This window comes from Oerskovia rustica (assembly GCF_014836555.1).
Classification (GTDB): Bacteria; Actinomycetota; Actinomycetes; order Actinomycetales; family Cellulomonadaceae; genus Oerskovia; species Oerskovia rustica.
Genome location: NZ_JACSQQ010000001.1, coordinates 245,436 through 266,722, shown reverse-complemented (window position 1 = coordinate 266,722; position 21,287 = coordinate 245,436). Strand labels below are relative to the sequence as shown.

General features: G+C 72.5%; 20 protein-coding genes. 5 read left to right on the top strand and 15 right to left on the bottom strand.

Annotated features, from left to right (window positions below; translation table 11 throughout):
- Nucleotides 1–30: 30 nt before the first annotated feature.
- The 5 genes from H9652_RS01145 to H9652_RS01125 form a co-directional block, all read right to left on the bottom strand.
- Entirely contained in the window at nt 31–636 is a 606-nt protein-coding gene (locus tag H9652_RS01145; protein WP_191790971.1) for an ATP-dependent Clp protease proteolytic subunit, read from the bottom strand.
- Complete coding sequence (locus H9652_RS01140) at nt 636–1,271, bottom strand: ClpP family protease (RefSeq protein ID WP_191794254.1); 636 nt, start codon at nt 1,269–1,271, stop codon at nt 636–638. Before H9652_RS01140 ends, H9652_RS01145 begins: the two co-directional genes overlap by 1 nt.
- A gap of 134 nt (nt 1,272–1,405) precedes the next feature.
- Nucleotides 1,406–1,633 carry a hypothetical protein gene (locus H9652_RS01135; RefSeq protein WP_191794253.1) on the bottom strand — a complete coding sequence of 76 codons (228 nt, stop codon included), beginning with the start codon at nt 1,631–1,633 and terminating at the stop codon, nt 1,406–1,408.
- Entirely contained in the window at nt 1,630–2,253 is a 624-nt protein-coding gene (locus H9652_RS01130) for an ArsR/SmtB family transcription factor (RefSeq protein WP_191794252.1), read from the bottom strand. The genes H9652_RS01135 and H9652_RS01130 overlap by 4 nt, the downstream gene beginning before the upstream one ends.
- 87 nt (nt 2,254–2,340) lie before the next feature.
- Nucleotides 2,341–2,895, bottom strand: a complete 555-nt coding sequence (locus H9652_RS01125) for a MarR family winged helix-turn-helix transcriptional regulator (protein WP_191794251.1) — start codon at nt 2,893–2,895, stop codon at nt 2,341–2,343.
- A 138-nt stretch (nt 2,896–3,033) separates the two neighbouring features.
- Here H9652_RS01125 and H9652_RS01120 point away from each other — a divergent pair, with 138 nt between their 5' ends.
- A complete protein-coding gene (locus tag H9652_RS01120) occupies nt 3,034–4,269 on the top strand; it encodes an MFS transporter (protein WP_191794250.1) in 1,236 nt (411 codons plus the stop codon).
- Between the two features lie 64 nt (nt 4,270–4,333).
- Here the strand turns inward: H9652_RS01120 and H9652_RS01115 are convergent, their stop codons facing one another.
- Nucleotides 4,334–4,852: a MarR family winged helix-turn-helix transcriptional regulator gene (locus H9652_RS01115; RefSeq protein ID WP_191794249.1), complete on the bottom strand. Its 519-nt coding sequence runs from the start codon at nt 4,850–4,852 to the stop codon at nt 4,334–4,336.
- 157 nt (nt 4,853–5,009) lie between these two features.
- Between H9652_RS01115 and H9652_RS01110 the strand changes: the two genes are divergently transcribed.
- The gene (locus H9652_RS01110) at nt 5,010–8,204 is read left to right on the top strand and encodes an efflux RND transporter permease subunit (RefSeq protein WP_191794248.1); all 3,195 of its coding nucleotides are present in this window, start codon (nt 5,010–5,012) and stop codon (nt 8,202–8,204) included.
- A gap of 58 nt (nt 8,205–8,262) precedes the next feature.
- Here the strand turns inward: H9652_RS01110 and H9652_RS01105 are convergent, their stop codons facing one another.
- The 5 genes from H9652_RS01105 to H9652_RS01085 form a co-directional block, all read right to left on the bottom strand.
- On the bottom strand, nt 8,263–9,540 hold the full coding sequence (locus H9652_RS01105) for an alpha/beta hydrolase family protein (protein ID WP_191794247.1): 1,278 nt from the start codon (nt 9,538–9,540) through the stop codon (nt 8,263–8,265).
- A gap of 102 nt (nt 9,541–9,642) precedes the next feature.
- The gene (locus H9652_RS01100) at nt 9,643–10,287 is read right to left on the bottom strand and encodes a response regulator (RefSeq protein ID WP_191794282.1); all 645 of its coding nucleotides are present in this window, start codon (nt 10,285–10,287) and stop codon (nt 9,643–9,645) included.
- A gap of 113 nt (nt 10,288–10,400) precedes the next feature.
- Nucleotides 10,401–11,750 carry a sensor histidine kinase gene (locus H9652_RS01095; RefSeq protein ID WP_191794246.1) on the bottom strand — a complete coding sequence of 450 codons (1,350 nt, stop codon included), beginning with the start codon at nt 11,748–11,750 and terminating at the stop codon, nt 10,401–10,403.
- Nucleotides 11,751–11,917: 167 nt separating this feature from the next.
- Entirely contained in the window at nt 11,918–12,754 is an 837-nt protein-coding gene (locus H9652_RS01090) for an ABC transporter permease subunit (protein ID WP_191794245.1), read from the bottom strand.
- Nucleotides 12,751–13,725: an ABC transporter ATP-binding protein gene (locus H9652_RS01085; protein WP_191794244.1), complete on the bottom strand. Its 975-nt coding sequence runs from the start codon at nt 13,723–13,725 to the stop codon at nt 12,751–12,753. Before H9652_RS01085 ends, H9652_RS01090 begins: the two co-directional genes overlap by 4 nt.
- 285 nt (nt 13,726–14,010) lie before the next feature.
- Between H9652_RS01085 and H9652_RS01080 the strand changes: the two genes are divergently transcribed.
- The 3 genes from H9652_RS01080 to H9652_RS01070 are packed head-to-tail and all read left to right on the top strand — an operon-like array spanning nt 14,011 to nt 16,857.
- Nucleotides 14,011–14,898, top strand: a complete 888-nt coding sequence (locus H9652_RS01080; protein WP_191794243.1) for a Bax inhibitor-1/YccA family protein — start codon at nt 14,011–14,013, stop codon at nt 14,896–14,898.
- A gap of 59 nt (nt 14,899–14,957) precedes the next feature.
- Nucleotides 14,958–15,449, top strand: coding sequence for a hypothetical protein (locus H9652_RS01075; RefSeq protein WP_191794242.1), 492 nt, complete (start codon nt 14,958–14,960; stop codon nt 15,447–15,449).
- A gap of 7 nt (nt 15,450–15,456) precedes the next feature.
- Nucleotides 15,457–16,857: a cystathionine beta-synthase gene (locus tag H9652_RS01070; RefSeq protein ID WP_191794241.1), complete on the top strand. Its 1,401-nt coding sequence runs from the start codon at nt 15,457–15,459 to the stop codon at nt 16,855–16,857.
- 85 nt (nt 16,858–16,942) lie between these two features.
- Here the strand turns inward: H9652_RS01070 and H9652_RS01065 are convergent, their stop codons facing one another.
- From H9652_RS01065 to H9652_RS01050, 4 genes are all read right to left on the bottom strand, one after another.
- Nucleotides 16,943–17,656 carry a hypothetical protein gene (locus H9652_RS01065; RefSeq protein WP_191794240.1) on the bottom strand — a complete coding sequence of 238 codons (714 nt, stop codon included), beginning with the start codon at nt 17,654–17,656 and terminating at the stop codon, nt 16,943–16,945.
- A gap of 36 nt (nt 17,657–17,692) precedes the next feature.
- Nucleotides 17,693–18,289 carry a TetR-like C-terminal domain-containing protein gene (locus tag H9652_RS01060; protein WP_318243926.1) on the bottom strand — a complete coding sequence of 199 codons (597 nt, stop codon included), beginning with the start codon at nt 18,287–18,289 and terminating at the stop codon, nt 17,693–17,695.
- The gene (locus H9652_RS01055) at nt 18,282–19,136 is read right to left on the bottom strand and encodes an alpha/beta fold hydrolase (protein WP_191794238.1); all 855 of its coding nucleotides are present in this window, start codon (nt 19,134–19,136) and stop codon (nt 18,282–18,284) included. The genes H9652_RS01060 and H9652_RS01055 overlap by 8 nt, the downstream gene beginning before the upstream one ends.
- Nucleotides 19,137–19,241: 105 nt before the next feature.
- A complete protein-coding gene (locus H9652_RS01050; protein ID WP_191794237.1) occupies nt 19,242–21,227 on the bottom strand; it encodes a glycoside hydrolase family 15 protein in 1,986 nt (661 codons plus the stop codon).
- Between the last annotated feature and the right edge of the window lie 60 nt (nt 21,228–21,287).

Genomic DNA, 21,287 nt, shown 5'->3' with positions numbered 1-21,287 from the left:
GGCAGGAGAAGGCCCGACGGCGCCGCTCGCCTATGCGGCCACGGCCAGCTTGCGGGAGGTCACGACCGCGTCGGCGAGCCCGTACTCCACGGCCTGGTGCGCGGTGAAGATGCGGTCGCGGTCGGTGTCGGCGCGCAGCCGCTCGACGGTCTGGCCCGTGTGCCGGGCGAGGACGAGCTCGGTCTCCTCGCGCAGGCGCAGGATCTCCTGGGCCTGGAGCGTCAGGTCGGAGATGGTGCCCTCGGCGCCGCCCGACGGTTGGTGCAGCAGGACGCGCGAGTGCTCGAGCACGAAGCGCTTGCCGGGCGTGCCCGCGGCGAGCAGCACCGCGGCGGCCGACGCGGCCTGCCCCATGCAGATCGTCGAGACGTCGCAGCGGATGAACTGGAGCGTGTCGTAGATGGCCATGAGCGCGGTGATCGAGCCGCCGGGGGAGTTGATGTAGAGGCCGATCTCCTGGTCGGGGGCGTCCGACTCGAGGTGCAGGAGCTGGGCCATGACGACGTTCGCGACGCCGTCGTCGATCTCGGTGCCGAGGAAGACGATGCGCTCCGAGAGGAGGCGGCTGAAGACGTCGAACGCGCGCTCGCCGAGCGGGGTGCGTTCGACGACGGTGGGGATCGTGTAGCTGGACATCAGAGTCCGACCTTCCGGGAGCGGGCGGTGGGGCGGACGTCGTCGACCGACGTGACGATGTGGTCGACCATGCCGTAGGCGAGGGCCTGGGAGGCCGTGAACCAGCGGTCGCGGTCGCTGTCCGCGGTCACGGTCTCGGTGGTCTGGCCCGTGTGCTCGGCCGTGAGCCGGTGCATGAGTCCCTTGGTGTACTCGAGGTTCTCGGCCTGGATCGCGATGTCGACCGCGGTGCCACCGATCCCCGCCGACGGCTGGTGCATCATGATGCGCGCGTGGGGGAGCGAGTACCGCTTGCCGGCGGTGCCCGTGCAGAGCAGGAACTGCCCCATGCTCGCGGCGAAGCCCATCGCGAGCGTGCTGACGTCGTTGGGGACGAGGCGGATCGTGTCGTAGATCGCGAGGCCCGCGCTCACCGAGCCGCCGGGGGAGTTGATGTAGAGCGCGATGTCGGCGCGCGGGTCCTCCGCCGAGAGCAGGAGGAGCTGCGCGCACACGCGGTTCGCGACGGCGTCGTCGACGGCCGTGCCGAGGACGACGATGCGCTGGTGCAGCAGGCGGGACGCGAGCTGGTCGTCGAACGGGGAGGTGGGCGGCGGGGCCGCTTCGGACCGCAGGAGCGGTGGCTGGTTCGTCATCTCTCGACCCTGCCTCCGGGGAGGGGGCCGGGGCACCGGTATCTGCCCGGGGCGGATCTGCCGAGGGCAGACGGCTCCGCCGTGGTCGGGCGCGGCGACCGTGGTCGGGCGAGGCGACGGACCGCGGAAGCCGGTCAGGCGATCGGGCGGCCAGAGTGCAGGCGGGCGGCGAGGCGGGCGCGGTCCTCGGCGGCGGCGTCGAGCCCGGCGTGACGGGCGGTCCGCAGCGTGTGCGCGGCGGCCCGGCGCTCACCCCATGTCGTGAGCCGGGCGCCGGCGGCGACGAGGAACCGGTCGCTCGGCCGCAGGGCGCGCAGCGACGGTGAACGGAGGTCTGGACGGGTCGGGGCGTAGGTGCTCATGAGGGGTTCTCCTTGCCGTTGATCAGGGGGAACGCGTTGAAGTGGACCTGGACGGGGCGGGCCCCCGGGGTGTCCTGCTGGCCGGCGAACCGGTCGAGGACTGTCTCGCTGAAGCGCTGCCACTCGGCCTGCACCTCCGCGAGCTGTTCCTTGGTGAGCCACATGTTGATCGTGGCGAGCGTCGCGCCGGACTCGAGCCAGGCGTGGTCGAGGGAGCGGGCGCCGTCGAGGAAGTCCATGATCTTGCGCTGGCGCATGGCCTCGAACTCGCGGTTGACGGTGACCGTCGCGGTGAGGGTGCCGTCCCCGGCCTCCTCGTCGGGCAGCTCGATCGTGAACCCGCCAGGAGTCCTCTCCCACCAGCGCTCGCGCGCTGTGCCGCGGCCCGGGACCTCCTGGACGAACCCGTGGCGCTCGAGCTGGCGCAGGTGGTAGCTCGTGGCGCCGCTCGTCTCGCCGAGCAGCTCGGCGAGACCGCTCGCGGTCAGGGCGCTGTGGTGCCCCAGCAGATCGAGGATCTGGATCCGCAGCGGGTGCGAGAGCGCCTTGAGGGCCGCGGGTCCGACAGCCCGCTGGGTGCGGGGGTCGGGTGCCTGCTCGGGGTCGTGGTTCGTGGGCATGCCACCACCGTAGTGATGCAAAGGTCTCTTTGCAAGAGTTTCTTTGCAACGAGTTCTTTGGAAGTGGTGCCCGGTCTGGGGAGCGCCTCAGTCCGCCGCGCCGCGCCCCCTGCGCTTGTACGTGTCCAGGTCGTCGTTCAGTCGTTCGAGCAGCTCGCCCAGGAGCGCCCTGTCGAGGCGTGACCAGTCGGCCAGGACCTCGGCGTAGAGCTCGCTGCGCATCTCGCGATGGCGGGCGAGGTCCTCGAGCCCCTGCGGCGTGGCCTCGACCAGGACGGCGCGCCCGTCGGCGGGGTCCCGTGTGCGGCGCGCGTGCCCGGCCTTCTCCAGGGCGACGACCTGCCGGGTCACGGTCGAGGCGTCGAGACCCAGGTGGTCGGCCAGGGTGTTGACGTTCTCGGCGCCGTTGACGAGGAGGTCGTGGAGCAGGAGGTACGCCGAGCGGTCGAGCGTGCCGCTCGGGGGCCCGCCTGCACGGGCGGCCTTGGCTCGCCCGGCGGCCGTGGTGCGCTCGGCCCGGCGCAGGAGCTGGGCGAGCTCGAGCTCGATGGTCGACAGGACTTCTCGCGTGGCGGGGTCGGGCCCGTCGTCAGGGCCGTCCGTCGGTCGGTTCGCAGAACTGTTACCCCGAGCAACTGTCATAGGTGTATTCTACAGAGAGTTATCTGCATAATGCAGGTAAATCTCGAACCGGCCCGCAGGGCCCGGCGTCTCGCCGGCTGCGGCCCGTGCGCCAGCACCCATCAGCACCCATGACTACCTACGAGACCCGGGGGACGTGTGTCCAGAACCACCAGGAACGAGCCCAACAAGACCGCGATCTACGCGACCGCCCTCACCGCCTTCTTCGCCATCGCCGGCATCGCCGTGGTCGACCCGATCCTGCCGATCATCGGCCAGGAGATCGGCGCGAGCACCTGGCAGATCGAGCTCCTGTTCACGGCGTACATCGCGGTCATGGCGATCGGCATGATCCCGGCCGTCCTCGCGACGGGGAGGTTCGGCTACAAGAAGGTCCTCGGCGCGGGCGTGAGCCTCGTCGCGGTCGCGGCGATCCTCGCGGCGCTCTCGCAGAACATCGGGCAGCTCGCAGCGCTGCGCGGCCTGTGGGGGCTGGGCAACGCGATGTTCTTCGCCACCGCGATGGTCCTGCTCGTCTCGCTCGCCAACGACCGTGAGTGGGTCGTGGGACTGTTCGAGACGTGCGTGGGCCTGGGCTTCGCGGTCGGTCCGCTCATCGGAGGCCTGCTGGGGCAGTTCTCGTGGCGCATCCCGTTCCTCGCGTGCGGCCTGTTCATGATCGTGGCGCTCGCGCTGTCGATCACGCGCCTCAAGGACCCGGCCGAGAAGCCCGTGCCGCTCCGCGTGGGCCAGGTCTTCGCGCTCTTCCGCAAGCCGGGCTTCCGGGCGCTGTGCATCGTGACCGCGGCGTACAACTTCGTGTTCTTCATCATCCTCGGCTACACCCCGGTGTTCCTGGGGCTCGACGTCATCCCGCTCGGACTCGTCTTCACGGCCTGGGGCATCGGTCTCGCGTTCGGCATCCTGGTCGTGGGGCACAGGCTCGCGCACACGGTCGGTGCGGTCCAGACCATGGGGATCGCGGTCGTCGGGGTGCTCCTCGCCACGGTCGCGCTCGCGCTCGACCTCGGCACGGCCGGCTCGATCGTCGTCCTGGTCGTCGCGGGCGTGTTCATGGGGATCGCCAACGCGAACCTCACGGACCTCTCGCTCGCGCTCGGCAGCCCGGACCGCCGCGTGACGACGGGCGCCTTCAACCTGGTCCGGTGGGGCTTCGCGGCCCCGGCCCCCGTGATCGCGGGCCTGCTCCACCCGGTCGGCCTCACGGTCCCGTACTGGGTCGGTGCCGGAGTGCTGCTCGTCGGGGTGGTCGCGTTCCTCGCGACGGCGCACGGGATGGCGGGCGAGCTGGGGGAGTCGGTCCTGTGGTCGCGCTGGAACCGTCGGGCCCGGGCGGTCGAGGGGACGCCCGAGGAGGCGTTGGGCGAGGTCTGAGCGGGCGGTGAGCGGCGTCGTCGGGCAGGTGTGCGCAGGCCCGACGACGCCGCTCGCACCCCGCCTACGCCTCGCCCGAGGTCGCCGCGGCGGGGCCGCCCTCGGTGCTTGTGCTGCCCTCGATCTCGTCGCCGCTCTCGCGCACGACGCGCAGCAGCCCCGCGAGCCCGAGCCGGAGCCCTTCGAGCTCGTCGAGCGTGAGGCGTTCGAGCGTCTCGGGTCCGGCCGGTGCGTCGCTCGCGACGATGCTGCGCACGGCCTCCGCCCCGCGCTCGGTCGCGGCGACGAGCCGGACCCGACCGTCCTCGGGGTCGGGGCGCCGGGAGGCCATGCCCGCGGCCTCCAGTCGGTCGACGATCCCGGAGATCGTGGCGGGGCTGACGCCCAGGACGTCGCCCAGGTGGGCCGTGCTGCGTTCGCCGTCGATGAGCAGGATCCCCAGGGCGCGCATCTGCTGAGCGGTCAGGCGGGTGCGCATGAGCGGTTCGAGGCGCCGTGCGAGCACGAGCTCCTGGAGGGCGTGCTGCGCGTCGATCAGCTCGCGCTGGAGCCGGGCGCGATCGCCAGGGGGGTCCGATGTCACGGCGAGACTCTATCGGAGGGGTCCTCGGAGGCGGTCGACGGGCTGGGGGAGGCCAGACCGGTCCGCGAGACGTGGGAACTCTCCCGTTTTGCTTAGCGTTAGGCTAACGACTCTACGACGACGACGTCGTGACCATCCACCGTGCCCTGGAGGCCCCGTGTTCCGTCTCGCCCGAACGTCGTTGGCGAACCGCGCCGTCGTCGCGCTCGCCACGATCGCGATAGCCGTGTTCGGCATCGTCAGCATGGGATCGCTCAAGCAGGAGCTCATCCCGAGCCTGCAGATCCCCACCGCTGCCGTCGTCGCCGTGTACCCCGGATCCGCCCCCGCGATCGTCGAGCAGCAGGTCACCGCACCGCTCGAGACCGCCGCGCGCGGGGTCGACGGCGTCGAGGACGTCACGTCGAGCTCGTCGACCGGCATGTCCGTGACGACCGTCCAGTTCACGTACGGCACCGACATGGACCTCGCCGCGCAGCAGCTCCAGACCGCGGTCACGCGTGTGAGCAGCCAGCTGCCCGCCGACGTCGACCCGACCGTCGTGACCGGTTCGGTCGACGACCTCCCCGTCGTCCAGCTCGCGGTCTCGGGCGGCGCCGACGAGACCGCGCTCGCGGACACCGTCAACAGCGTCGTCGTGCCCGCCCTCGAAGAGGTCACCGACGTGCGCAGCGTCGCGGTCAGCGGCATCGCCGACCAGCAGGTCACGATCGACCTCGACGTCGCGGCCCTCGCCGCGGCAGGGCTCAGCCCGGCCCAGGTCACCACGATCCTCCAGGACAACGGCGTCGTGATCCCCGCCGGCACGGTCGCCGCGGGCGACCGCACGCTGTCCGTCCAGGTCGGCACGGCCGTCACGAGCACCGACGACCTGATCAACCTCCCGCTCGTCGCGGCGCCGTCCGCTGGCGCGCCCGGTGCGGCGCCCGTGACCCTCGGCGACGTCGCCACGGTCACCGTGGCCCCGCAGCCCGCGACCTCCTACTCGCGCCTCGACGGCGAGCCCGCGCTCGCGGTCGCGATCACCAAGACCCCGGCGGGCAACACGGTCGAGGTCTCGCACGCCGTCCAGAACGCGATCGAGGACATGAACGGCGCTCTCGAGGCCAAGGACGTGCGCGTCGAGGTCGTGTTCGACCAGGCGCCGTTCATCGAGGAGTCCATCGAGGGCCTCGCGACCGAAGGTCTGCTCGGCCTGGTCTTCGCGGTCGTCGTGATCCTGCTGTTCCTCACGTCGCTGCGCTCGACGCTCGTCTCGGCCGTCTCGATCCCGCTCTCGCTGTTCGTGACGTTCATCGTCATGAACGCGACCGGCTACACCCTGAACATCCTCACGCTCGGTGCCATGACCGTCGCGATCGGGCGCGTGGTCGACGACTCGATCGTCGTCATCGAGAACATCAAGCGGCACCTGTCCTACGGCGAGCAGAAGACCGCCGCGATCCTCAAGGCGGTCAAGGAGGTCGGCGGCGCGATCACGGCCTCGACGGTCTGCACCGTCGCGGTCTTCCTGCCCATCGCGCTGGTGGGCGGCATGGTCGGCGAGCTGTTCCGCCCGTTCGCCATGACCGTCGCGATCGCCATGGCCGCGTCGCTGTTCGTCGCCCTGACGATCGTGCCCGTGCTGGCCTACTGGTTCATCAAGGCGCCCGTCGTCCCGGCCGACCCCGAGCAGGCCAAGGTCCTCGCGGACCAGGCGCGCGAGGTCGCCGAGGCGAAGGAGCGTCGCGGGCTGTGGCAGCGGGGCTACCTGCCGACGCTGCGCGCCGCGCTGCGCCACCCCGCGATCACCCTCACCATCGCGGTCGCGGTCCTCGCTGGCACCGTCGCGCTCGTGCCGCGCCTCGAGACCAACTTCCTGGGCGACTCGGGCCAGGACACCCTGACGGTCACCGAGACCTTCGCCCCCGGCACGTCGCTCGCGACGCAGGACACCGCGGCCCGCGAGGTCGAGGAGACGCTCCTCGACCTCGACGTGGTCGACACGGTCCAGACGACCGTGGGCTCGGCGGGCGGTCCCGAGGCCGCGTTCTTCGGTGGCGGCGGCTCGCCCCAGGCCACCTTCTCGCTCACGCTCGACGCGGACGCCGACGGCGTGGCGGCGCAGCAGCAGGTCCGGGACGCGGTCGCGGACCTCGGCGGCGAGGACTCCGAGGGCATCACGGTCGCCGGGGCCGACGCCGCGTTCGGCAGCTCGACGGTCGACCTGGTCGTCCGCGCGCCCGACACCGAGACGCTCGCCGCCGCGGCCGACCAGGTCCAGCAGATCGCCGAGGACACCGAGGGTGCGTCCGAGGTCACCAACAACCTCGCGAGCGCCCAGTCCACGATCCAGGTGACGGTCGACCGGGACGCGGCAGCCGCCGTCGGGCTCACCGAGACCCAGGTCGCGGGCACCGTCGCGAGCCTCATGTCGCCCTCGCCCGTGGGCACCGTGAACCTCGGCGACGGGCCCGTGCAGGTGCGCGTCGCCGTCGGGCAGGCCCCGACCACGGTCGACGAGCTCCAGGCGCTCGTCGTGCCCACGGCCGCGGGCGTCGTCCCGCTCACGCAGATCGCGAGCATCGAGGAGGTCGACGTACCCACCTCGATCTCGCGGGTCAACGGCGAGCGCAGCGCGACCATCGCGGTGACGCCCGCGGGCCAGGACCTCGGCACGCTCACGACCGCGCTCACGGCCGCGATCGACGACCTCGAGCTGCCGGGCGGCGCGACCGTCGAGCTCGGCGGCGTCGCGACCCAGCAGGCCGACGCGTTCGCCGACCTGGGCCTCGCGCTCCTGGTCGCGATCGCGATCGTCTACCTCGTCATGGTCGCGACGTTCCGCAGCCTGCTGCAGCCGTTCATCCTGCTCGTGTCGATCCCGTTCGCCGCGACGGGCGCGCTGCTCCTGCTGCTCGCGACCGGCACACCGCTCGGGGTGCCCGCCCTGATCGGCATGCTCATGCTCGTCGGGATCGTGGTGTCGAACGCGATCGTCCTGATCGACCTCATCAACCAGTACCGCGCGCAGGGTCGCGGGCTGGACGAGGCCGTGACGGAGGGCTCGCGCAAGCGACTGCGGCCCATCGTCATGACGGCCGCGGCGACGATCTTCGCGCTCACGCCCATGGCGATCGGGATCACGGGCGGCGGCTCGTTCATCTCGCAGCCGCTCGCGCTCGTCGTCATCGGCGGCCTCCTGTCCTCGACACTTCTCACGCTCGTCGTCGTACCCGTGCTCTACACGCTCGCCGAGCGTGCGGGGGAGAAGCGGGCGGCCCGGCGCGAGGCGAAGCACGAGGCGAAGGCGGCCGAGCTCGTGGGCCGGCACGCTGCGGAGGAGCCGGCGGAGCCTGCCGCGCGCGGCTGACCCGACCCGCTCCCGGACGTGAGAGGCCCGCCCGTTCGTCGAACGGGCGGGCCTCTCGTCAGTCGTCCTCCCCGACGAGCCGGGGCGCGAGCGTCTCGTCGAGCCAGTCGAACACGCGCTGCTCGGTCAGGGCTCGCCCGAGGGGCTGGCAGTGGAGGTTCGCGCCCTCGGCGGCGGTGAACCGCACCAGGCTCGACACGTCGGGCGTGAGCCGGACGAGCTCCTCGGACTGGCCGGGCCAGAACTGCTCGCCCTCGGGCGAGGTGACGAGCAGGGGAGTGGTGACCTGTGCGACGACGTCCCGTGCGTCGTACCTCTGGACCTCGCGGAGCGTCGCGGCGTAGCCCTCGACGCCGTACGGGCGGGCGCGGAAGCGCCACGTGGCCGCGGTGGCCTTCGACAGACGCAGGCCCAGGTCCATGTCGCGGTCGAACGCGTGGTCCTTGCCCTCCTGCAGCAGCTTGAGCAGGCTCTTGGGCATGGAACTGGTCCACGAGGCCGAGACGTCGACGACTCCCGGGTCGACGACCGCCGCGGCCGGTCGGTGCTCGAACGCGAGCGCGCGAGGCACCCAGTACCCGGCCTGGCTCGACCCGTAGACCGCGACCCGTCCCTCGTCGACGTCGGGGCGGCCCACGAGCGCGTCGAGCACAGGGGTCAGGACGGCCTCGAAGTCGGGCCGGAAGGGTACGCCGTGCTCGAACAGCATCGACTGCTGCCCGGGGCCGTCGAACACGAACGCGTGGTATCCCCGGCGCAGCGCGCCCGCGACGCACGCGGTCCACATCGACGTCAGCGAGCCGTCCGACCCGTTGACGGCGACGAGCGTCGACCTCGGCCGGACCTGTCCCGGGTCCGCCGCGATCGCCGCGGTCGACGCGGCGTCGGACGCGCTGAAGAAGTACCCCGGCAGCGTCGTCCCCTCGTACGGGACCGCGAGGCGCTCGACGACGAGCCCGCTCGTGTCGACCCACCGGTCCCACGCGGCACGGTGCTTGCGGAACGTGGGCAGGAGGTCGTCGTCGACCTCGAGCGCCGCGACCGCGTTGACCGCGGCCGCGTAGTACGCGGACGCCCGCAGGTACGCGGCCGCGGCGCTCGTCCCGTGCCCGGCCGCGGCGGCGTCGTCGGCGACCTGCGCGACGCGGTCGCCGAGCGTGTGCCACGCGTCGAACCAGCCCTGGTGGTCCTTGTCGCGCACGTGCGCGACGGCAGCGAGGACCTCGCCCACGTCCGCCGTGCCGCTGTACGCGCCACCCAGGACGCTGCGGATCTCGAAGTCGCGCCCGTGGTCGCCGGAGAAGCCGGCGGAGAACGGGTCGTGGTGGTCGGGCATGATGGCTGCCTCCCGCGTGGTGGACGACGGAGCCGAAACGCTCCCCTCCACGACCATGCCCGCGCGGGGCGGCCCGCACCACTCGAGGCCCGACGGCGCTGCTCAGCTCGGGCGCGCGACGCCCGTCTCGTAGGCCAGCACCACGGCCTGGACCCGGTCGCGGAGGCCGAGCTTGCCGAGCACGCGCCCGACGTGCGTCTTGACCGTGGCCTCGGAGACCACGAACCGTCCCGCGATCTCGGCGTTGGACAGCCCCTCGCCGAGCGCCGCGAAGACCTCGAGCTCACGGGCCGTGAGCTCGCGCAGCCGTGGGTCGTCGACCCCGTGGCCGGGCGCCGCCGCCCCCTGCGACTGCGGGTCCTCCGGCAGGTAGCCCGCGAACATCTCGAGCATGCGGCGCGTGACGCGCGGGGAGACGGCCGCGTCGCCGCTCGCGACGTTGCGGATCGCGCCGACCAGGTCGGCCGGGCGGGCGTCCTTGAGCAGGAAACCGCTCGCGCCCACGCGCAGCGCAGCGAACGCGTACTCGTCGAGGTCGAACGTCGTGAGGATGATGACCCGGCTGGCGGGCAGCGCGGACACGATCCGTTCGGTCGCGTCGATCCCGTTGACGCCCGGCATGCGCACGTCCATGAGGATCACGTCGGGGCGCAGTGCCGTGGCCTGCGCGAACGCGGTCTCACCGTCGCTCGCCTCGCCCACGACCTCGATGTCGTCCTCGGCCGCGAGGATCATGCGGAAACCCATGCGCAGCAGGGACTGGTCGTCGACGAGCAGCACACGGATCGGGTGGGCGGGGCCGTGGGGCACGGCCTCGTGACCGGCCACACCGCCCGCCGTCTCGTCCGGGAAGGGGAGGGTCACAGCGCGACCCCGGCTCCGCCGTCGGGCCTGGGCTGCGTGGCGCCGTCGAGGCGCATCCGCGCCACGACCTCCCAGCCCGAGCTCGTGGGCCCGGCCGTGACCGTGCCCCCGTAGACGGCCGCACGTTCGCGCATCCCGATGATCCCTCTTCCTGTGCCGATGGGCTGGTCGCCCGTGATGCCCGGAGGCAGCGGGCGGGCGTCCGCCCCGTCGCGGGCCGTGCCGCCCGGGGCCCGACCCGCCTTGTTCGTGACCGTGATCTCGAGCCAGTCTCCACCGTCGGGCGTGCCCGCGTCACGCCGGGCGATCTCGACCACGACCACGGGGGTCAGCGGCGCGTACCGCAGGACGTTCGTCAGGGACTCCTGCACGATCCGGTGCGCCGCCTGACGCAGGCCCGGGTCCGGGTCGGGCTGGACGCCCACGCGCACCAGACGCACGGGCAGGCCCGCGTGCCGGAACCGCTCGGCGATGTCCTCCATGCTCGGCACGTCCGCGGTCGGGGTCAGCGGGGCGACCGTGCCGTCGGGGTCGCGCAGGACCCCCAGGACGCGGCGCATGTCGGCGAGGGCCGCGCGCCCCGTCTCGGTGAGCTCGTCGAGCGCCTGCCCCGCGAGCTCGGGGTCCTTCGCGCCCAGCGCCTTGGCGCCGTCCGCGAGCGCGACCATGACGGTCAGGGAGTGCGCGACGACGTCGTGCATCTCGCGCGAGATGCGCGCGCGCTCGGCCGCGGCCGCGAGCTGTGCCTGCTGGTCGCGGTCGCGCGCGATCGCGTTCGCGCGGCCCACGAGGTCGGCGACGTGCAGGCGTCGACCGCGCACGCTGGACCCGATCGCGATGCCCAGCAGGGCGAAGGTGATCGTGATCGCGATCGTGGCGACGCGCTGCCCCGTGAGCTCGCCGCTGCCGACCTCGGCACGCACCATCGCGCCCGTCTCGCTCACCGTGAAGTCGTACCAGAGCATCTCCGCGGTGCACACCGTCAGGACCAGGACACCCAGCACGCTCCATGCCACGGCCGGCCGGTAGGTCGTCGCGACGGCGTAGACGGCGAACGCGGTGGCCAGCTCGAAGCCCGCGGAGTCGCCCGTCAGTGCGAGCGTCAGGATCGCGAGGGCACCGATGGTCGCGGCGGTCCACAGCGGGTAGCGGCGGCGCCACAGCAGTGCCGCGCCGCCTGCGAGGGTCGCGACCGCGACGCCGTAGCGCGGCTCCGGGTACAGCAGCGCAACCAGCAGGCCGGGTACGGCGAACCAGGCCGCGACGAACCAGTCCATGACGACCGGGTGGCGCACGAAGTACCGGCGTACCGGCCCGAGCTTGCGCGCGTCGAGCTCGGTGAACACCGCGGCGCTGCCGGGCCGAGGTTTGAGGGTGACCCGGGGCGCTGTGGCCGCCCCCGTGGTGCCGCCGGCGCCACCCGGGGCGACGCCCCCCTCAGGACGCACAGCGCCCGACGCCGGACCACGGGTCTCGTGGTCCGGCGCCGGGCTGTGCGCGGTGCGAGGAATGGTCAGGCGTCCCGACGCTTGATGACCACGGCCGCCGCTGCCCAGACGACCGCGACCCAGGCGACGAGCACGCCGTAGCCCTGCCAGGGGCTCAGGTCGCCGCCACCGAAGTCGCCGAGGATCAGGACCTCACCCGCGGCGCTCGGCAGGTACTGCGCCAGGTTCTGCACCCACTCGACCGGGAGGGCGCCGAGGATGCTGGGGAGCACCAGGATGAGCGCGACGAGCGAGAAGATCGTCCCGGCGGAGTTGCGGATCAGCGCCCCGAGCGCGATCGCCAGCACGGCGATCGCCATGAGGTAGAGCGGGACGCCGATCAGCGAACGGAGCGTGCCGTCCGCCGACAGGTCGACCTCGAGCGAGGTGCCCGAGATGAAGGGCAGCGCCACCACGTACGACAGGGCGACACCGACCGCGGAGATCACGAACGTCACCACGGCCAGGACGATCGACTTCGCGGCCAGCGAGGGCACGCGCGTCGGGACCGCGCTGAACGTGGAACGGATCATGCCCGTCGAGTACTCACCCGTGATCGTCAGCGCGCCCAGGACGGCGACCGCGAGCTGGGCGAAGCTGTACCCGAACGTGACGATCATGACGCCGGGCAGCAGGCCGCCGTTCGCCTCGGCCTGGGCGTCGCCCAGGAGCGAGGACATCAGGGCCGCGAACATCAGGGCGATGCCGACCATGACCACGACCGTGATCGACACGGTCCAGACGGTCGAGCGCAAGGTGCGGAACTTGATCCACTCCGACCTGAGGATCCCGCCGAACGTGAGGCGGGCCGACGAGGCGCGCTGCGCCGTCGGGCGTGCGGCGGAGACGGTTGCGGCGGTCATCGCTTGGCTCCTTCGGAGATCTGGGCGCCGGACGCGGCGTCCACGCCGTGGCCGATGTGCTGGGCGGCGGACTCGGTCTGGTACTCGACGGAGTCGGCCGTGAGGAGCATGTACGCCTCCTCCAGGGTGGAGGTGACGGGCGTGAGCTCGTGCAGGACGATGCCCGAGGCGGCGGCCAGCTCGCCGATCCCGGCGGCCTCGGCCCCCGTGATCTGGAGCAGGCTCGGCTCGTCGGACGTGACGGTCGCGCCGTCACGCGTCAGCAGCTCGGCGAGCTGCGTGGCCTGCGGCGTCCGGACACGGACCGTGTGCTGCGCGCCGCCGTCGACGATGTCCTTGACGGGTGCGTTGGCGATGATGCGGCCCTTGCCGATCACGATGATGTGGTCCGCGGTCAGCGCGACCTCGCTCATGAGGTGGCTCGACAGGAAGACCGTGCGGCCCTCCGAGGCGAGGTAGCGCGCCAGGTTGCGGACCCACAGGACGCCCTCGGGGTCCAGACCGTTGACCGGCTCGTCGAGGATGAGCGTCTTGGGGTCGCCGAGCAGCGCGGACGCGATGCCCAGGCGCTGGCCCATGCCCAGCGAGAAGCCGCCGACGCGCTTCTTCGCGACCGACTGCAGGCCGGTCATCTCGATGACCTCGTGCACGCGCTTCGTCGGGATGTTGTGCGTCGCCGCCATCGCCAGAAGGTGGTTGTAGGCGCTGCGGCCCGTGTGCACGGCCTTCGCGTCGAGAAGGGCCCCGACCTCGGTCAGGGGCGAACGGTGCGCGGCGTACGGCTGGCCGTTCACGGTCACGGAACCGGCCGTCGGACGGTCCAGCCCCATGATCATGCGCATCGTGGTCGACTTGCCGGCGCCGTTCGGGCCCAGGAAGCCCGTCACCTGGCCGGGCTGGACGGTGAAGGAGATCCCGTCGACAGCGGTCTTGGGCCCGTACCGCTTGGTCAGGCCTCGTGCTTCGATCATGCTCGCCCCTCGGGTGGGTTGCGGATGGTGGCTGGGTACGTCCCCAGCCTAGAGAGGGGGCCGTCCGGGCGATGCCCCCTCATGGTCGATCTTCTCGGGGCGTCTCCGTACGCCGCAAGGATGACGCCCGTCGGCCGGTCGAGCGATCTTGGTCCGCGAGGGGCGGAAAAGTCGGATGAAACCCCCGGGAACACCGGCGCGAACCCGCTCGTTGCATAGGATGGAAACACGGCCAGCGACACCCGCCTCGACAGAGGGCACTGGACGCCGCGACCAGGAGGAAGCATGAGCAACCCCGTCTTCAACAACAGCGCCATCTTCGGCGAGCCGAAGCGCGCGCGCACCGGCCAGGGGGCTGCGGGCACCGTCCAGCAGAACCCCGCGTACGGCACCGCGCCCCAGCAGGCGCAGTACGGCAGCTACGGCGCGCAGACCGCCGACGCCGCGACGCTCGACGCCATGTACAACGCGCCGACCGCGACCACCGCGGACACCAAGCGCCTCACGTACGACGACGTCATCATCAAGACCGGCGGCCTGCTCGCCCTGCTCGTCGTCGTCGCGGCCGGCAGCTGGCAGCTCGTCGACACCATGCCGTTCATCTGGATCGGCGGCGCGATCGTCGGCCTGGTCCTGGGCCTGGTCAACGCGTTCAAGAAGAGCCCGAGCCCCGCGCTCATCGTGGCCTACACGATCGCGCAGGGTGCGTTCCTCGGCGGCATCAGCAAGTACTACGACTCCATGGTCATCAACGGCGTCCAGCTCAACGGCGTGGTCCTTCAGGCCGTGCTCGCGACCGTCGTGACCTTCGCGGCGGCGCTGTTCCTCTTCAAGTCCGGCAAGGTGCGTGTCACGCCCAAGTTCACGCGCTGGCTGCTCATCGCGATGGTCGGCTACCTCGCCTTCTCGCTCGTCAACATGGTCCTCATCATGACGGGCGTGCTGGACGGCTGGGGCGCCCGCGGGGGTGGCTGGGGCATCGCGATCGGCCTGATCGCCGTCGGTCTCGCGGCCGCGTCGCTCATCGTCGACTTCGACTCGATCAAGCGCGGCGTCGAGGCGGGCGTGCCCGCCAAGTTCGCCTGGTCCGCCGCGTTCGGGCTCATGGTCACGCTCATCTGGCTGTACCTCGAGTTCCTGCGCCTGTTCGCGATCCTGCAGAGCAGCGACTGACCTTGGCCGACGCCCGGAAGAAGTCCCCGGCACCCGCATCGGAACCCGTTCCGACGCGGGTGCCGGTCTTTGCCGCCGGCCTCGCGCTGGCCGCCTTCACGCTGCTCGTCCTCCAGGTCCCCTACGGGCTCCTCGTCGGTCGGAGCGTCCCCAACGCCGTCGCGTGGGTCACGGTCTCCGCGGTCGTCATCCTGCTGGTGACCCTCACGGCCGGAGCCGTGGTCGCCTGGCTGGGGCACCGCATCTCGCGCGAGTGGGACGACCGCAGGGCCACGACCCTGTTCTTCGCGCTCGGGTTCGTGGGCGTCGGGATCTGGAGCTTCCTGGTGCTGGGCTCGCTGCTGAGCGCGGCCACCGGCGACCCGACCACCGCGACGAGCGGGATCGCGCTGGCGTCGGTGCTCTACCTGGCCGTCGCGGGCGGGCTGAGCGCCGCCGTCGGGCGGTACTTCGCACGCGACGCCGCGGACCGTCCGCTGCTCGTCGTGATCCTCGGTGTGAGCGTCGCATTGTGCGCCGTGCTCGGCGGAATGGCCCTCGGCAGCGCATGATCGGTGCATGAAGTTCGCACACCACATCTCTGACCTCGTCGGCGGGACACCCCTGGTCCGGCTCGGATCGGTGACCGACGGCCTCTCTGCGACGATCCTCGCCAAGGTCGAGTACCTCAACCCTGGCGGGTCCGTGAAGGACCGCATCGCGCTCAAGATGATCGAGGCGGCCGAGGCCTCCGGGGAGCTCGCGCCCGGCGGCACGATCGTCGAGCCGACCTCGGGGAACACCGGGGTCGGCCTCGCGCTCGTGGCGCAGCGCAAGGGGTACGACTGCGTGTTCGTCTGCCCCGACAAGGTGAGCCAGGACAAGCGCGACGTCCTGACCGCCTACGGGGCGCGCGTCGTCGTGACCCCCACCGCCGTGGCCCCCGACCACCCCGACTCCTACTACTCGGTCTCGGACCGGCTCGTCGCCGAGATCCCCGGGGCGTGGAAGCCCAACCAGTACGCCAACCCCAACGGTCCCGCGTCCCACTACGAGAGCACGGGCCCCGAGATCTGGGGCGACACCGACGGTCTCGTCACGCACCTCGTGGCCGGGGTCGGGACCGGTGGCACCATCACCGGGACCGGGCGGTACCTCAAGGACGTGTCGGCCTCGCGTCCGGCCGGTGGCCGGGTGCACGTCGTGGGCGCCGACCCCGCCGGGTCCGTCTACTCGGGCGGCGACGGTCGCCCGTACCTCGTCGAGGGCGTGGGCGAGGACTTCTGGCCCGCCGCCTACGACCCGACCGTGCCCGACGAGATCATCGCCGTGAGCGACGCCGACTCGTTCGAGATGACCCGCCGGCTCGCGCGCGAGGAGGGCCTGCTCGTCGGCGGCTCGTGCGGCATGGCGGTCGTCGCGGCACTGCGCCTGGCCCGCCGACTCCAGGACGAGGACCCCGAGGCCGCGGCGCGCGCCGTGATCGTCGTGATCCTGCCCGACGGCGGGCGGGGCTACCTGTCCAAGATCTTCAACGACTCCTGGATGCGGTCGTACGGGTTCCTCGACGCCGAGGAGGGCGTGACCGCGGGAGACATGCTGCGCTCCAAGAGCGGTCAGCTGCCCAGCCTCGTCCACACCCACCCGGGAGAGACCGTGCGCGACGCGATCGAGATCCTGCGCGAGTACGGCGTCTCCCAGATGCCGGTCGTCGGGGCCGAGCCGCCCGTCAAGATCGGCGAGGTCGCGGGGGCCGTGAGCGAGCGGGAGCTGCTCGACGCCGTCTTCTCCGGGCGTGCCTCCCTCGCCGACCGCGTGGACAAGCACATGGAGGCGCGGTTCCCGCTCATCGGGGCGGGCGAGGGGGTTGCGGCGATCCGGGCCGCGCTGCACGACGCCGACGCGCTGCTCGTGATCGACGACGGCGACCCGGTCGGGGTGCTCACGCGTCACGACCTGCTGGGCTTCCTGGCGCACTGACGCCGGCTGGTACGCCGGCCCGTCGAGGGTGACGGACACGCCCGCCCCGGGCGCCCTAGGATGTCACCCACGGCGTTGGTGGCGGTCACCCTCGGCGAACGGGCGTCACCGGCCGATCCAGGTCACCCTCGGCGTCGGGGCGCACGGCCCACGCCACGAGCCAGCAGCCCACGGCCAGCAGCACGCCGTGCACGATCCGCCCCGCCGGCGGCGTGAAGAACTGTGGCAGGTACAGCACGAGGCCCGCGGCGAGCGGGATCCCGGTCCACCGTGGAACCAGCCCGCCGCGCCACACCGCCACGGAGGCGAGCACCCCGCTCGCGCCGACCGCGAGCAGCCCCAGACCGAACAGCGTCATCGCGACGGGCTGCATCCGGACCGCGTCGATCGTCGGCAGGAAGTCGAGGGACCCCGTCGTCACCGCGTCGCGCGCGATCGCGTGGACCCCGAAGATCTCCGCACCGAAGTACGGCAGGACGAGCCCGGCGCCGAGCCAGCCCGTGACGACCGCGCCCGACGCCGGAGCCCGGCCCCGCGTCCCGGCCAGCCGTCCGCGCAGCGCGACGAAGGCGGCGGGGAGCAGCCAGAACCCGGCCGCACCGCACAGGTGCGCCGCGATCCAGTGCCCCGAGGCGAACGCGGCCGCGAGCTCGGGGGTGGCGACGCCCTCGGGGACCCACGGGCGCAGGAGCGGGAAGGCGAGGAAGAGAACGCCCGCGACCGCGAGCAGGACGGCTCCGGTACGGGGACGGACGAGGCCCAGGTCTGGGCGGGTCCGGTCGATCGACGGTGCGTTCATGGCGGCTCTCCTTCGGTGGGTGGGACGGCGGTCGTGTCAGGACGGAGCAGGGTGGGCGAGGTCCTCGATCCCGGCCACGAGCAGACGGACGAGGACCTCGAAGCTGTGGTCGACGTCGTCGGGCAGGCCGAAGCCGCCCAGGAGCTCGAGCGAGACGAACCCGTGGACCGCGGACCGGACGGCGCGGATGGCGTCGACCGTGCGGGCCTCCGGGAGGTCGAAGCCGCGAAGCACCGCGACGATCACGGCGATCGTCTCGGCGCCCGCGAGCGAGAGCGGGTCGTCGTCGGCGGCGCCGAGGTCGGGCGAGAGCTGGATCGCGGCGTAGCGGCCCGGGTGCTCGCGCGCGAAGTCGCGGACGGCCCACGCGAGCGCTGACAGCGCGTCGGGGCCCGAGCGGCCGATCGTCGCGGCGGCGGTCGCGCGCGTCAGGTCGTTCACCGCCACGAGCGCGACGGACCGGCGCAGGTCCGCGAGCGAGCCCACGTGCTTGTAGAGGCTCGGGGTCGCGACCCCTGCCGCGGCCGCGACCTTCGCGAGGGTGAGGTCCGCGAACCCCTGCGCTCCGCCGTCGTCCACCACGCGCAGCGCGAGGGCCGTGACGCCCTCGCGGCTCAGCCCGGCCCTAGCCACGGGCGTTCCAGCCCTGGGCATCGGCGCGCAGACCGGCGAGGAACGTGAGGGTCGCGGGCGCGACGACGTCGGGCGCCTGGTGCTGCGGGTAGTGCCCGACGCCGGGGACCAGGTGCCCCTGGGCGCCGACGACCTCCTGGATCCAGGCGAGCTCGGCGCCCTGGTCGGCGAAGTCGGGGTCGAGCGAACCCATGAAGGCGATCGCGGGGGCGTCGACCTCGGGGAGGCGCGCCTCGACGGGTGCGTGCGTCAGGGTCAGGGCCAGGTCGCGAAAGCTCCGCAGACGGCCGGGCTTGCGCATCGAGGCGCGGATCGCGGCGACGTGGTCGGCGTGCCACGGTGCCCTGCGGCCCTTGGTCAGCATCGAGTAGAAGCCCGCCCAGGCGGCGGCCCCCCACGGGCGGGCGAGCGCGACGCGGTAGAGCAGCCGGCTCGCCGCGGCCTTCGCGGCGCCCGTGGCGGGGTCGCGCAGGAAGGGGCCGAGGAGGACGAGGCCCGCGACGGCGTCGGGCGCCTCGGCGGCTGCCCACGCGGCGGCACCTGCTCCCATCGAGTTCCCGACCAGCACGGCCGGACCGCCCAGGTGCTCGACGAGAGCCAGGAGGTCCTGGCCGGTCGCGACGTCGCCGTGCGTGCGGAAGGTGGTGTCGCTGTCGCCGTGACCGCGCAGGTCCAGGACGGCCACGCGGTAGCCGGCCTCGACGAGCGGGGGGACGAGGTCGCGGTAGGTCGAGCGCAGGTCGCCCATGCCCGGGACGGCGACGACGAGGGGGCCGGTGCCGGTCACGGTGTACGCGAGGCGGCCTTCGGGGCGAGGAAGGAGTTCGACGATCTGGCGAGTACTCATAGCGTAGAGGCTAATGCTATTAGCCAATGGAGGGCAAGGGGTGGGAGAGCGCGAGTTCTCGTCACCCTCGGTGGGCCGGCACGTCACCCTCAGCAGGTGGGTCCGTCACCCTCGGTGGGCCGCCTCGAAGTGGCCCGTCCCGTCCCGACGCTCCTCGGCCCGCACCACGTGCACCACCGCGTTGATGAGCGCCAGGTGCGTGAACGCCTGCGGGAAGTTCCCCAGGTGCCGCCCCGAGTGCGGGTCGATCTCCTCGGCGTACAGGTTGAGCTCGCTCGCGAACGACAGCAGCCGCTCGCACAACGCCCGCGCCCGGTCGAGCTCCCCGACCTCGACCAGCGCCGACACGAGCCAGAACGAGCAGATCGTGAACGTCCCCTCCTCGCCGGACAGCCCGTCGTCGGTCTCGTCGGTGCGGTAGCGCAGGACGAGGCCGTTGACCGTGAGCTCGTTCGCGATCGCGTCGACCGTCGCGACGACGCGCGGGTCGTCGGCCGGCAGGAACCGCAGGAGCGGCACGAGCAGGAGCGAGGCGTCGAGCGCGTCGGAGCCGTAGCGCTGGACGAAGATCCCGCGGGAGTCGACGCCGTGCTCCAGCACGTCGGCGTGGATCTCGTCGGCGATCTTCTGCCACTGCTCGGCGTAGTCCCCCTCGTCGTACATGCGGGCCAGGCGCGCGCCGCGGTCGAGCGCGACCCAGCACATGACCTTGGACGACGTGAAGTGCTGGGGTTCTCCGCGGACCTCCCACAGGCCGCGGTCGGGCTCGTGCCAGTGCCTCGCGGCCTCCTCGACCTGCGCCTTGAGGACGGGCCACAGGGACTCGGGGAGCTGCTCGCGCGACCGGGCGTGCAGGTACACCGAGTCGAGGACGGCGCCCCACATGTCGTGCTGCTGCTGGTCGTACGCGGCGTTGCCGATGCGCACGGGCCGCGCGCCCTCGTGGCCCGAGAGGTGGTCGAGCGTGCTCTCCTCGAGCCGGTCCTCGCCGCCGACGCCGTACATGATCTGCAGCTCGCGGTCGTCGCGGCACACGTCGTGCACGAACGCGAAGAAGTCGTTCGCCTCGCGGTCGAGGCCCAGGGTGTAGAGGCCCCAGAGGGCGAACGTCGAGTCGCGCACCCACGCGTACCGGTAGTCCCAGTTGCGCTCGCCGTGCGGGGTCTCGGGCAGCGAGGTGGTCGCGGCGGCGAGCAGCGCTCCCGTGGGGGCGTAGGTCAGGCCCTTGAGGGTGAGGGCGCTGCGCTGGAGGTAGGAGCGCCACGGGTGGTCGGGGAAGACGCCCTGGGTGATCCAGTCGCGCCAGTACTGCTCGGTGCGTCCCATGGCGTCGGCGGCGTCGGGCCACGTGCCGGGCGCGGGCCGGTCCGACCACGACAGCGCGACGTACGCCTTGTCGCCCGCGGCCATGCGCGTGCGGCCCTGCGCGCGGCGGTCCTCGACGCCGAGGCGCAGGCTGCTGCTCAGGCGCAGGTCGGGCGTCGTGGGGTGCGCGACGCGCGTCACGAGGCTCTGGTAGGTCTGTCCGTCGTACTCCCACCGGGCGGCCTCGCGCCCGTAGTCGGGCAGCGGTTCGCACACGACCTCGACGTCGACGGTCCCGTTGACGCACAGGATCGTGCGCAGCAGCATGTGCTCGGCGTCGAAGTCGGTGGGGGTGCGCCGGTGCGTCTGGGAGCGCTGGTCGACGTTGTGCCACGGTCCCATGAGCATCGCGTCGCGCACCACGAGCCAGCCCGTGGGCGTCTGCCACGTGGTCTCGAGCACGAGCGTCCCGGGGATGTAGCGCCGCGCCACGGGCACGCGCGCGCCGTACGGCCCGACGCGGAACGAGCCCGCGCCCCGGTCGAGGACCGCCGCGAAGATGCTGGGCGAGTCGGGCCGCGGGACGCACATCCACTCGATCGCGCCGCTCGGCGCGACGAGCGCGTTGCACTCGCAGTCCGACAGGAACGCGTACTCCGCGATCCCGGGGAACGCCGAGCGCCTGCCCGTCGGCACCTGTGCCCCGCCCGCGTGCGTCACGGGTGCGTCGAGGTCGGTCGTGTCGACGGGGCGGGCGGTGTCGGGCTCGTCGTCGAAGGAGTCCATCCGTCCAGCGTGCGCCTGTGCGCTGCGGTTGTCAGGCGGGAAGGTGCCCGACGGCGGAGC